General features: G+C 65.4%; 12 protein-coding genes. 9 read left to right on the top strand and 3 right to left on the bottom strand.

What is annotated here, in order from left to right; genetic code table 11:
- Positions 1-131: 131 nt before the first annotated feature.
- From F8S13_04655 to rimO, 7 genes are all read left to right on the top strand, one after another.
- Complete coding sequence (locus F8S13_04655; protein KAB8145123.1) at positions 132-689, top strand: hypothetical protein; 558 nt, start codon at positions 132-134, stop codon at positions 687-689.
- Positions 690-789: 100 nt separating this feature from the next.
- A complete protein-coding gene (locus F8S13_04650) occupies positions 790-1419 on the top strand; it encodes a hypothetical protein (protein KAB8145122.1) in 630 nt (209 codons plus the stop codon).
- Positions 1420-1613: 194 nt separating this feature from the next.
- On the top strand, positions 1614-3488 hold the full coding sequence (gene dnaK / locus F8S13_04645) for a molecular chaperone DnaK (protein ID KAB8145121.1): 1875 nt from the start codon (positions 1614-1616) through the stop codon (positions 3486-3488).
- Between the two features lie 170 nt (positions 3489-3658).
- Positions 3659-4165: a CvpA family protein gene (locus F8S13_04640; GenBank protein KAB8145120.1), complete on the top strand. Its 507-nt coding sequence runs from the start codon at positions 3659-3661 to the stop codon at positions 4163-4165.
- A 287-nt stretch (positions 4166-4452) separates the two neighbouring features.
- Positions 4453-5286 (top strand): helix-turn-helix domain-containing protein, encoded by an 834-nt coding sequence (locus tag F8S13_04635; GenBank protein KAB8145119.1) that lies wholly within the window; start codon positions 4453-4455, stop codon positions 5284-5286.
- Positions 5287-5395: 109 nt separating this feature from the next.
- Entirely contained in the window at positions 5396-5893 is a 498-nt protein-coding gene (locus tag F8S13_04630) for a YajQ family cyclic di-GMP-binding protein (GenBank protein ID KAB8145118.1), read from the top strand.
- Positions 5890-7326 carry a 30S ribosomal protein S12 methylthiotransferase RimO gene (gene rimO, locus F8S13_04625; GenBank protein ID KAB8145117.1) on the top strand — a complete coding sequence of 479 codons (1437 nt, stop codon included), beginning with the start codon at positions 5890-5892 and terminating at the stop codon, positions 7324-7326. The genes F8S13_04630 and rimO overlap by 4 nt, the downstream gene beginning before the upstream one ends.
- Before the next feature lie 101 nt (positions 7327-7427).
- Here the strand turns inward: rimO and F8S13_04620 are convergent, their stop codons facing one another.
- On the bottom strand, positions 7428-7847 hold the full coding sequence (locus F8S13_04620) for a BlaI/MecI/CopY family transcriptional regulator (GenBank protein KAB8145116.1): 420 nt from the start codon (positions 7845-7847) through the stop codon (positions 7428-7430).
- A gap of 520 nt (positions 7848-8367) precedes the next feature.
- Between F8S13_04620 and F8S13_04615 the strand changes: the two genes are divergently transcribed.
- Positions 8368-9384 (top strand): polyprenyl synthetase family protein, encoded by a 1017-nt coding sequence (locus F8S13_04615; protein ID KAB8145115.1) that lies wholly within the window; start codon positions 8368-8370, stop codon positions 9382-9384.
- Between the two features lie 79 nt (positions 9385-9463).
- On the opposite strand, the gene F8S13_04610 is transcribed toward F8S13_04615, so the two are convergent.
- A complete protein-coding gene (locus tag F8S13_04610) occupies positions 9464-10396 on the bottom strand; it encodes an alpha/beta hydrolase (protein KAB8145114.1) in 933 nt (310 codons plus the stop codon).
- Positions 10397-10530: 134 nt separating this feature from the next.
- Between F8S13_04610 and F8S13_04605 the strand changes: the two genes are divergently transcribed.
- Positions 10531-10947: a helix-turn-helix transcriptional regulator gene (locus F8S13_04605; protein KAB8145113.1), complete on the top strand. Its 417-nt coding sequence runs from the start codon at positions 10531-10533 to the stop codon at positions 10945-10947.
- On the opposite strand, the gene F8S13_04600 is transcribed toward F8S13_04605, so the two are convergent.
- Positions 10944-12296, bottom strand: coding sequence for a hypothetical protein (locus tag F8S13_04600; GenBank protein KAB8145112.1), 1353 nt, complete (start codon positions 12294-12296; stop codon positions 10944-10946). The genes F8S13_04605 and F8S13_04600 overlap by 4 nt on opposite strands.
- Positions 12297-12339 lie beyond the last annotated feature (43 nt).

Genomic DNA, 12339 nt, shown 5'->3' with positions numbered 1-12339 from the left:
GCTGCGCCGACGTTCTTCTCTACAAGTACTATCGCTATTCGGGAGAACCTATGCGGCAGATCTCACGGCGCACATTCGCGGCCCTGCTCGGCGTTTCGGCATTCCTCACCACCACGGCAGGGTGCGCGGGTGTGCCCGGCATCACCGTGATGCCACCTGCGCTCACGCCCACCCCGCTGCGCACCTCGATGGGGATGATCACGCACTTCCAACCCAATAATCAAGACATCAGGATCAGCCTGTGGGAGTACCCAAACGGCGAGGTGAAAGCCGAACTGTCGAGCGACAATAACCGACACATCGGCACGCTTGAGCATCAGTTTCCCAACATGCCAGCAAAAACGATCCTTGTCCATACCGTCGCGAATGACTCCTATAAGATCATCGGCGTGATCGACCGCTCATTCCCAGCCCCATTTCACATCATCGAATTTGAGCCAGCCGGTGCCGACCCCGCCGACAAGGATTCGCTCAAGAGCCAACAGGGGTATCATGCGGTGCCACGGTTGTTTAGCATTTCTATCGAACCCAACGAGCTAGCAAACTGGCAGTCCATCCGGCGCATCGCGATCAAAACCCGCATGTCGATCAAGCAGGGCGCAGCCGCCCCCAGCGGCGCTGGCAACGCCTGGGAGCAGCGGTACGACCCAGCGGTGGAGCTGGCCCCGCTGATCATCGAGGTGAAGTAGCGCGGCGGGCCTTCCCCGCTGGTGCTTGCCGATAGCCAGAATCTGCACGCTGCCGTTCGTTCATAACGGCAGCGGACAATACTCGGCACAAAGGGGATCTATGCGGCAACATCTATTATGGCATCGTGGCCCTGCTGCGGCCTTTGCGGTGGCGCTTTTCATTCTGACGGTAGCCTGCGCGGGCAGCAGCGCGGCCACGCCGCCAACCACGCCCCAGCGGCTCGGCACCTTCCAGCACCGCCTGCCCAGCGGCGAAAATGCCAACATCAGGCTGTGGCACAACCCCGATGGCAGCTTCGAGGCCAAGCTGGAGCGCAGCGGCGGCGAAGACCTGCCGATCGGCACCTTCCAGCAGCACTTCCCCGACATGCCCGGAGAGACGGTGCTCTTCCATTTAGAGGGCAGCGACTACATCATCCTCGGCACGATCGACGAGACCATCACCGGCGAGCTCAGCACCGTCGATTTCGAGCCTGCGGGCGCAACCAACATCAACTGGCTGGAGTCGCTAAAAGTCACGCGGCCCTCGCGCTCGAACCCGCCGATCTTCGCGGTCATCATCCGCGCCGATGAGATCGATAGGTGGCAGGGCGTCCAGCGCATCGCGATCAAGACCCGCGAGTCGCTCAACCAGCTTGTGGAAGATCCCAGCACCACTGGTGCGGCCTGGGAGAAAAAATACGATCCACCGGTTGATATCTCATCGCTCTTTATCGATATTCAGCCCTAGCAAAATAGCCACCCCCAACGAGCAGCACATGGCCCCCGCGCTTCCGCCGGGGCCATTGCCACGCCCTGCGCAATTCCTACAGAAATCTAACACCCCTCTTATAGTATGCCGCCAGATTATGGATACACTATGGACAGCGCGAGTTTGCGGGAGGCCAATTCCCGCAGCCGCAATTCACTGAGGAGGAAACACTCATGGCGAAGATTGTTGGCATCGACCTTGGAACCACAAACTCGGTTGTCGCGGTGATGGAAGGCGGCGACCCTGTTGTTATAGCCAATGCAGAGGGCAACCGCACCACCCCATCCGTGATCGCGTTCACCAAGACCGGCGAGCGCCTCGTTGGGCAGACGGCCAAGCGCCAGGCCACCATCAACCCCGAGAACACGCTGTACTCGGTCAAGCGCTTCATCGGCCACAACTACGACGAGGTGCCGACCGAGCGCGAGATGGTGCCGTTCAAGGTCTCGAAGGGCGCGCGCGGCGACATCCGCATCCACTCCACCAACACCGGCAAAGAGTACGCCCCGCAGGAGATCTCGGCCATGGTGCTGCAGAAGCTGAAGACCGACGCCGAAGCCTACCTGGGCGAGCCGGTGACGCAGGCCGTGATCACCGTGCCGGCCTACTTCAACGACAGCCAGCGCCAGGCCACCAAGGACGCGGGCAAGATCGCCGGCCTTGAGGTGCTGCGCATCATCAACGAGCCGACCGCTGCGGCGCTGGCCTACGGGCTGGACAAGCAGAAAGAGGAGAAGATCCTGGTCTTCGACCTCGGCGGCGGCACCTTCGACGTGTCGGTGCTGGAGGTGGGCGATGGCGTGGTGGAGGTGAAGGCCACCAACGGCGACACCCACCTGGGCGGCGACGACTACGACCAGCGCGTGGTGGACTGGCTGATCGACGAGTTCCGCAAGGATCAGGGCATCGACCTGGGCAAGGATCGCCAGGCTCTCCAGCGCCTGAAAGAGGCCGCCGAGAAGGCCAAGATCGAGCTTTCCAGCATGAGCCAGACCGAGATCAACCTGCCGTTCATCACGGCCGACGCCAGCGGCCCCAAGCACCTGCAGCTGAACATCACCCGCGCCAAGTTCGAGCAGCTCACCAACGACCTGACCGAGCGGCTCAAGGGGCCGTTCCAGCAGGCGCTGCGCGATGCGGGCATCACCGCAGGCGGCCTGGACGAGGTGGTGCTGGTCGGCGGCTCGACCCGCATGCCCGTGGTGCAGGAGATGGTGCGCAAGATCACCGGCAAGGAGCCGAACAAGTCGGTGAACCCCGACGAGGTGGTGGCGATCGGCGCGGCCATCCAGGCTGGCGTGCTGGGCGGCGAGGTGAAGGACGTGGTGCTGCTGGATGTCACCCCGCTCTCGCTGGGCGTGGAGACCATGGGCGGCATCATGACGCGGCTGATCGAGCGCAACACCACCATCCCCACCCGCAAGAGCGAGATCTTCTCGACGGCGGCGGATGGCCAGACGGCGGTGGACATCCACATCCTCCAGGGCGAGCGCGAGATGGCACCCGACAACATGACGCTGGGCCGCTTCCGGCTGGAGGGCATCCCATCCGCCCCGCGCGGCGTGCCCCAGATCGAGGTCACGTTCGACATCGACGCCAACGGCATCCTGAACGTGAGCGCCAAGGACCGCGCCACCAACAAGGAGCAGCGCATCACCATCACGGCCTCGACCAACCTGAACAAGGATGAGATCGACCGGATGGTGCGCGACGCCGAGTCGCACGCCAGCGACGACAAGCGCCGCCGCGAGCTGGTGGAGCTGAAGAACCAGGCCGACAGCACGACCTACCAGGCCGAGAAGACCCTGGGCGAGCTTGGCGACAAGGTCGACGGCGTGCAGAAGGCCAAGATCGAGGGCCTGATCAAAGACCTGCGCGAGGCTATCTCGCAGGAGGACGAGATGAAGATGAAGTCGCTCTCGGCGGATCTTCAGCAGGCGATCATGCAGCTGGGCCAGGCAGCCTACAGCCAGGATGGCAGCGCGGGCGGCAGCAGCAGCGCCCCCAAGGACGATGGCGTGGTCGAGGGCGAGTACACCGTCGAGTAGCGCCACCCGACAGAGCGAGCAGCGCGGGGCCTGGGAACCTTCCCAGGCCCCGTTTTTGCTATCTGGCCCATACCTTTTGCGGATGCAACGAAATAGGCCGGGCATTCGTCTAAAAGGCATTGGGGCATCTATCGAACAACCATGCGGGCACAAGGCGGGAGCGCGCGGACATGAATATCATCGACATGCTGATCATCGCCCTGGTGGGCATATCGGGCCTCCTGGGCCTCTACTGGGGGATCATCCGGCAGGTGCTGTCGGTGGTGGGCGTGCTTGTCGGTATCGTGCTGGCCAGCCGCTACGGCGGCGGCGTGGCCGACTGGATCGAGGGCTTCGGCCCCACCGGGCGCGTGGCCGACATCCTAGGCTTCGCGGCGGTGTTTGTGGCCGTCACCACCGCCAGCAGCCTGATCGCCTCGGTGCTGCACCAGGTGGCCGAAGTGCTGTTCTTGGGCTGGGCCGACCACCTGATCGGCGGGCTGCTGGGCGTGGCCCAAGGCGCGATCGTGGCCACGGTGATCCTAGCCATTCTCAGCGCCATCCCCAGCGAGCAGGTGAGCAGCCTGCTGCGCGACTCGCAGTATGCGCCAAATGTGATTCATCTATCACAGTTTGTGCTCGCGCTGCTGCCCGAGTCGCTGCGCATGGCCGCCGAGGTGTTCTTCCCAAAACTCTAGCCGCTCTCCCTGTCGTCATTCCTGCTGTTAGCGCGTTCAATTGGCGCAACGAGCAAGATGCGAACATTTGATCTATTTCTACGCCATATGGTAGGATTCTGCTCAGACAATCATGCAAAACATCCAAAAGCTATAGAACACATACTTCTTTCTCGAAAATAACTGCAAGAGAAGAACGCATGTACAAGCTGCAAAATGGATTTGCATAAAACTAGGTATGGTATAATGGCACAAATCTCACGGCATACGAACGTATACGATGAACTTCTTAGCGAGAGAGTAGCACCATGAGTCAACTCGGCGAGCGGCTGCGTGCTGCACGCGAGGCGCAAGGCATCTCCGTGGCGCAGGCATCTGCCGAAACGCGCATCCTACCGCGCTACATCGTGGCGCTGGAGGACGGCGACTACCAGCACCTCCCTGGCGATGTCTACGCGCGGGGCTTTATCCGCAACTATGCCGGGTATCTCGGCATGGGCGCCGAGGAACTCATCGAGCTCTATCGTGTCGATCGGGGCAGCACCGACCCGATCAAGGTTGTCGCCACCACATCCACGCCCAAGATCCGCGGCCTGTTTGTGCCCAGCTTCTTCGGCGTGTTCTTCGTGGTGATCGCCTTCGTATGCATTCTCTACCTGGTGATGAACCTGACCAGCACCGGCGGCGGGTCGCAGCTGGCCACCGGCGACGTGCCCACCGTGGCCCCCACGCCCGAGCCGCTGCCCACCTGGGGCAGCGTGCCCACCACCGCAGCGTCGGATCAGCCCGCCGTGGCCAGCCAGCCCACCACGCCCGCAGCCACCCCGCCCGACCAGCAGGTGGCGGGCGGCGCGATCAGCACCCCCACGCCCACCGCGCAGGCGCAGAGCGCCCCGATCGTCGGGTCGGTGCGGATCGCCCCCGGCGACCACAAGGGCTCGTGGATCCGGATCACCACCGACCGCAAGGTGATCTACGAGGGCGCGCTGAGCGCCAGCACCATCCGCGACTTCAGCGCGCAGAACAGCGTGCGGGTGCGGGCCGGCAACGCCGGGGTGGTCTACGTCACCATCAACGGCGTCGAGCAGGGGCCGCTGGGCAGCGAGGGCCAGGTGTTCGACTTCGCGTGGCCGCCACAGTAGACCGACCGCACCGACAGAGGCGTATACCACTGAGGATGGCCGAGCTTCGGCCATCCTCGCACTATTTTCGCCGCAGATATGGCATAATACAAAAGAGAAATGAGGAACTATGCCTGCAGAAAGTAGCTTCGATGTCGTGTCCGAGTTCGACCGCCAGGAGCTGATCAACGCCGTTGACCAGGCCCGGCGCGAGATCTCCACCCGCTACGACCTCAAAGATAGCAAGACCACCATCGACCTAGATGACACCTCGCTGACCATCACCACCGAGTCGGACATGCATCTGACGGCGGTGCGCGATATCCTGCTCACCAAGGCCATACGCCGCAACCTCTCGGTGAAGATCTTCGACTTCGGCGTGGTGGAAGAGGTCAGCGGGCCGCGCGCCCGCCAGGTGGCCAAGCTCCAGCAGGGCATCCCCGACGATCTGGCCAAGAAGCTCCAGAAGCTCATCCGCGAGCACGCGCCCAAGGTCCAGGCGCGCATCCAGGGCGACTCGCTGCGCGTGGCCAGCAAGAGCAAGGATGAGCTTCAATCTGTTATTCACCTGCTGCGCGAACGGCAAGATGAGTTCGCCGTGCCGCTGCAATTCAACAACTACCGATGAAATTTCACATTATCACCCTTGGCTGCCCCAAAAATAGCGTCGATAGCGAGGGCATGGGCGGCATCCTATCCTCCCAGGGCCACACCCCAGTCGAGACCAGCGCCGACGCCGATATCGTGATCGTCAACACCTGCTCGTTCATCGCCGCCGCCCGCGACGAGACCGTACAGGTGCTGCGCGGCATGGCCAGCGAGAAGCGCGCCGGCCAGAAGCTGATCGCCGCTGGCTGCATGGCCGAGAGCCACGGCGACATGGTGGGCGCGATCCCCGGCGTGGATGCCGTGCTCGGCACCCGCGAGTGGATGAAGATCGGCGACGTGGTGGGCACCAAAAAGCCCACCGCCGGTCGCACCGGCATGGTCGACTTCATCCCGCTGGGCCTGGCCAGCGCACCCGCGCCCCAGCCCGCGCCCGAGCCGCCGCTGGCCCACGCCGAAAGCCTGCTGGTGCCCGGCGACTACGCCGACTGGCGCACCACGCCCATCCGGCGGCACGTGGGCGGCCCCTCGGCCTACCTGAAGATCTCCGACGGCTGCAACCTGCGCTGCGCGTTCTGCACCATCCCCTCGTTCAAGGGCGACATGCGCTCCAAATCCATGGGGGCCATCCTGGGCGAGGCCCAGGAGCTGGTGGCCCAGGGCGTGCGCGAGATCGTGCTGGTGGCCCAGCACCTGACCGACTATGGCCGCGACCTGAAGCTGAAGGATGGCCTGGCCACCCTGCTGGATGAGCTGTGCCAGGTGGTGCCCGAGAGCACCTGGATCCGCCTGATGTACGCCTACCCGCACGGCATCACCGAGCGCCTGATCGAGACCATGGCCGCGCGCCCGCAGATCTGCAAGTACCTGGACATGCCGCTGCAGCACGCCCACCCCGACATGCTGCGCCGCATGCGCCGCCCGCCGGACACCGACCGCACCAGGGGCATCATCCGCGACCTGCGCGCCGCCATGCCCGACTTCGCCATCCGCTCGACCTTCATCGTCGGCTTCCCCGGCGAGACGCGCGAGGAGCTGCAGTCGCTGCTCGACTTCTTGGAGGAGACCCAGCTCGACCGCGTGGGCGTGTTCCGCTTCTCGGATGAGCCAGGCACCCACGCCGCCACCCTGCCCGACCATGTGCGCCCGAACACCATCGAGCGGCGCTGGCACCAGGTGATGCAGCTGCAGCAGGGCGTCTCCATCCAGCGCAACGCGCGCTGGGCGGGCCGCGAGATCGCCATGCTGGTGGAGGGCGCTGGCAGCACCGACAAGGGCGAGCCGGTGGTGGTGGGGCGCTCGTTCCGCGATGCGCCCGAGGTAGATGGCCAGGTGTTCGCGTGGGGCAGCGCCCCCGTGGGCAGCTTTGTGACGGTGCGCGTCACCAAGCCCACCGAGTACGACCTGTGGGGCGAGATCGTGCATGTGGACGAGCCGACCCTGAAGCTGGCATAGCAATGCCCCTGCAGCGCTCGGTGGTCGGGCCATCGAGTGCTGCAGGGGCATCGCTACGCATCGCGATCGGCTGCAGGCTTCGCCTCAGCTTCGCTCGCCATTCAGGCGGCGACGCGGGTCTGAAGCAGGCGCTGGAGCCGGCGCAGCTCGTTGGGGTTGCTGCGGGCCAGGTAGTCGATCATGTAGTCGATCGCGGTCTCGCTGTAGTCCTCCATCAGGCCATCGAGCACCTGCTGCACCACCATGGTGACAAAGTCATCCTCGGAGATCGCGGGGGTGTAGACATAGGCCAGGCCCTCGCGGTGGCGGTAAAGCACGCCCTTCTCGGACAGGCGGCTCATGGTGGTCATCACCGTGGTGTAGGCGATATCGCGCTGCTGCGAGAGCTTGCGGTGCACCTTCTTGACCGTGCTGCGCTCATCCTGCCACACGATCTGCATGATGTCGGTCTCGAGTGGGCCAAGAACCTTGACAAGGCCATCCTTGGAGGGGCTGAAGCGAAAGCGCATGTTGAGCGGCATGGGAGTGGACTCCTTTCAGATAGCGTGTGTGCCGGTCGTGTCATCCACTCGCGGAGATCGCCGACCAGCGAGATCCATTAACTTACCTAACGCCTGTTTGTTCGTAAACCGTGCTACTGGGCAAAGTTCCTGTGTTCGCGATCCGCACGTGTAGTGTACTAGCCAGGGACGCACGCAACAAGCGTTTTGGATTACTGCGTGGTTACATAAGATTACTGGAAGATTACTACGCGCCATACCGACGCCTGACCGCGCCAATCGCCTCGCCGCTCGCACGTTATGTCCACCCCTCTCTTGCCATAGCCGCCGTCGCAACATCAGCGCACTGCACCCGCCACAGGCTACCGGCATCGTGTGCTCAATCACCGCACAAGGATCATCAAAGGTACGATCGAATCACATACCCCGGATATATCAGCTCTATGACAAACTGTGGTATGCTCTTTGTAGGATACCGTCGCAAGCACCGTGGCTCTCAGGCCACCCAAACCCCCATCTATCGCTTGTAGTAGGATGAACGATGACAACAGCAGACCCTCGCATACCCATTCAAGATGCAATGCGCGCAGCATTCCCCCTCGCCGAGGATCGGGTGGCGCAGTTCTACCACATGCAGCACTACCAGCTTGGCTGGCGCGATGAGCAGCTGGGCGAGGCCAGCTGCGACCCCGGCAAGCTGCTGCGGCCCCAGCTGGCCATGCTGGCCTGCGAGGCGGTGGGCGGCAGCGCGGCCAAAGCCCTGCCGCTGGCGGCTGGCATCCAGCTGCTGCACGACTTCACGCTCATCCACGACGACATCGAGGACAACAGCGACACGCGGCGCGGCAGGCCGACCGTGTGGAAGCTCTGGGGCCTGGCCCAGGGCATCAACACCGGCGACGGCATGTTCGTGGTGGCCCACCTGGCGGTGCATCGGCTGGCGGCCAACGGCGTGCCCGCCGAGGTGGTGCTGGAGGTGCTGCGCCGCTTCGACGAGACCATCCTGACAATCTGCGAGGGCCAGTTCCTCGACATCAGCTTCGAGGGCAACCGCAGCATCACCGAGGGCGACTATTTGGCCATGATCAGCCGCAAGACGGCGGCCCTGATCGCGGCGGCGGCGGGGCTGGGCGCGATCATCGGCGGGGCCGACGCGCAGGCGGCCAAGAGCCTGTTCGACTTCGGCGAGCACCTGGGGCTAGCCTTCCAGATCCAGGACGATGTGCTGGGGATCTGGGGCCTGCCCGAGCAGACTGGCAAGCCCCTGGCCGCCGATATCTACCGCCGCAAGCTCTCGCTGCCCATCATCCGCGCGCTGGCCACCGCCGACGCCCGCGAGGAGCTAGCGGCGCTCTACGCCCGCCCCGAGCTGAGCGAGGTCGAGGTGCTGCGCGCGCTGGCCATCCTCGATCAGGCGGGGGCCAGGGGCTACACCGAGGGCGTGGCGGCCCACCACCACCGCCAGGCGCTGGCCGCCCTGGATGCGGTGGGCGGCGAGAGCGCGGCGCTCCGCCACATCCGCGCCATCACCGAGGGGCTGCTGGGGCGCAGCAAGTAGCGCGCGGCAAACACAAACGGGCTGCGCTCTTATTGAAAAGAGCGCAGCCCGTTTTTATGTCGTCCTGAATATGCTCGCGCTAGCCGACGACGGCCTCGCCCAGCCCCAGCCGCCGCCGGATGAAGCTGGCAAGCTCCTCGATGGCGCGCTGCGCCTCGGGGACAGCGGCGGCGTAGATCTGGAACACGTGCCACATATCCGGCCACACCGACAGCTCCACCGCCAGATCGGCGGCACGGGCGTGCTCGGCCAGCACCAGCGAATCATCCAGCAGCAGCTCATCCTCGCCCACCTGGATGGCCAGGGCAGGCAGGCCGCGCAGATCGGCGTGGATGGGCGAGATCTGCGGGTGGCGCGGGTCGGTCGCGCCGGGGTAGGCCTTGCCAAGCCCCTCCAGCGCCTCGCTGGTGAAGATCGGGTCGGCATCGCCCTTGGCGGCGCGGCTCGGCAGCTCGCCGGGAAGATCGGTCCACGGCGAGATCAGGGCGGCCCCAGCGGGCATAGGCAGGCCCTCCTGGCGAAGCGCTAGCAGCAGCGCCAGGCTCAGCCCGCCGCCCGCCGAGTCGCCGCCCACCACGATCTGCTCGGGGCGCACCCCCGCTCCCAGCAGCCAGCGGTAGGCGGCCAGCGCATCCTCCACCGCCGCTGGGAAGGGGTGCTCCGGCGCAAGGCGGTAGTCGATCAGCAGGCTGCGCACCCCAGCGGCGAGGCTCAGGCGCGCGACCAGATCGCGGTGCGACCGAGGCGACCCCAGGATATAGCCGCCGCCATGCAGGTAGAGCAGCACGCTCTCGGCGCTGTGATGCGGTGGCACGACCCACTCGGCGGGGATGCCGCCCGCGTCGACCGGCTGCACGTGGGTGCCCTCGGGCAGCGGGATGGGCTGGCCAACATGTCGCTCGACCATGCCCTCGAACCCGGCGCGGCGCTCGGCCAGCGATAGCTCGGCAAACGGGGCGTTCTTCTCGGCAAGCAGGGCCGAGCGGATCTGGACACTTTCTCTGCTGGGCATTCTTCTCTCTCCTGTGGTCTCGCGGTCGCTGCCAAGATCATGCTCGCGCAGGTAGGCAACGCCTAGCGGATGTATGATAATGCCACTATAGACTGTAAGCTATGTTTTGAGAAGAAGGTACCAAAAAGTAACCTATGGAAACCAAGCAGCAACAGCCCGACATCTTTCAATCTGAATGCCACTCGCGACAGGTGCTCAGACTGATCGCAGATCAGTGGACGATGCTTGTGTTCTACGCGCTGGGGGATGGAGCCATGCGCTTCTCGCAGCTGCTCCGGCGGATCGATGGCATCTCGAAAAAGATGCTGACCCAGACGCTCCGCGCGATGGAGCGCGACGGCCTGATCCGGCGCGTGGTGCACCCGGTGGTGCCGCCCATGGTGGAATACTCGCTCACGCCGCTGGGCGAGAGCCTGCTCGGCCCGATCCAGGCCATCTGCGAGTGGGCCTACGGGCACCTGGGCGAGGTCGCCAAAGCGCAAGCGGCGTATGATCAGCAAGATCACACGCCGCTCCAAGATACGGTCGCCGCCCTTGTGAGAGAGCGCTAGGCCTTTTTTCCACGCAGCATGGCCAGCATCTCGTCGCTGTCCTTCTGCATGCGCCGGATCTCCGCGACCGTGGCGTGCTGCTGGCCCACCACGTCGTCGATCAGCGGGCTGAGCTGGCCGATCTCCGCGCCACGGTCGGTCAGCTCGCCATCGGCGCGGCGGATGCGCCGCGCGCTGTGGACGGTGAGGGCGATGCCAAACAGGCCAAGGCCGATGCCCAGCGCAGGCAGCGCGGCCCCGGTGTCCGGCAGCATGGGGCTGGCAACAGTGGGATCGATCGGGTCGCCGCCGCCGCTGGGCGTGGATGGCCCCAAGGTGGGCGGCAGCGGCGGCGTGGCAGCGGCCTCGTCGCTGGCCAGCGCGGCGGCGGTGGGCGCTGGGCTGGCGGTGGGGCTAGCCGTGGCGGTAGAGGTAGGCCTGGCGGTGCTGGCCGCGCGCGTGACGCCAGCGCCAGCATCGGGCTGGGCGGTGGGGGTGTGGGTCTCGACGATAAACTGGGCCTGGGGGGTGGCGATGGCCTGATCCACGCCGTTGCTCTGGTGGGTATTGCCCACGATATCCAGGTATACGTAGGCCGGGTCGGCGGCGGCGGTCACCCGCTCGTCGTCCTCGGCGATGGTGCGCGCCGAAAGGCTGCTGCCCAGCGCCGCATCGCTGTGCACGCGCACATCGACCTGGATGCGCGCGGGCTGGCCAAGCTGCGCAGTGATCACGCAGACCACCGGCGTGCCGTTCTGGCAGCTGCCCACCGACGAGCTGACCTCGACCACATCCATCTGCTCGTCGAGCAGCATCTGCATGCGGATGCTGCGCTGCTGATGGCTGGTCGAGACCACATGCACAACATAGCTGAACTGCCCGCCCGGCGCGACCGAGGCGACCGTGGGCAGCTGCGAGATGGTGAGCGGCGGGTCGACCACCACGGTCTCCAGCGGGCCAGCGGTGGCCGTGGGTATGGCGGTGGGCGGCTCGGCCTGGGCCGGGCTGGGCGCGGGCGTAGCCTGCTCGGGCGCGGGTGTGGCAGTGGGCAGCCCAGCGGTGGCCGTGGCCTGCGCGAGCGTGGCGGTAGGCAGCCCAGCGGTGGCCGTGGGCGGCATGGGCGTAGACGTGGGCGGCGCGGGTGTGGATGTGGGCGTGGCCGTAGGGGCCACATCGGTCGGGGATGCGGCGGGGGTCTCGGTGGCCAACTCCTGCGAGCGGGCAGCAGCGGGAGCCACGGGCGGGTTCACCCAGCGGTAGATCTCTGCGCCCGCCGATGCCATCAGCAGGAGCGAGAGGGCCAGGGTGCTCAGCTCGAGCGGCGTCCAGCTTATCTGCCGTCTGAGTCGGCGCGATAGGGGCCAATGCATGGGGACGTTGCCTCCGTCTTTGATCGTACGCCAGCGGGAAGCC

It is taken from the genome of Chloroflexia bacterium SDU3-3, from assembly GCA_009268125.1.
In the GTDB taxonomy this organism is placed as follows: Bacteria; Chloroflexota; Chloroflexia; order Chloroflexales; family Roseiflexaceae; genus SDU3-3.
This window is presented reverse-complemented; position numbering and strand designations above follow the sequence as displayed.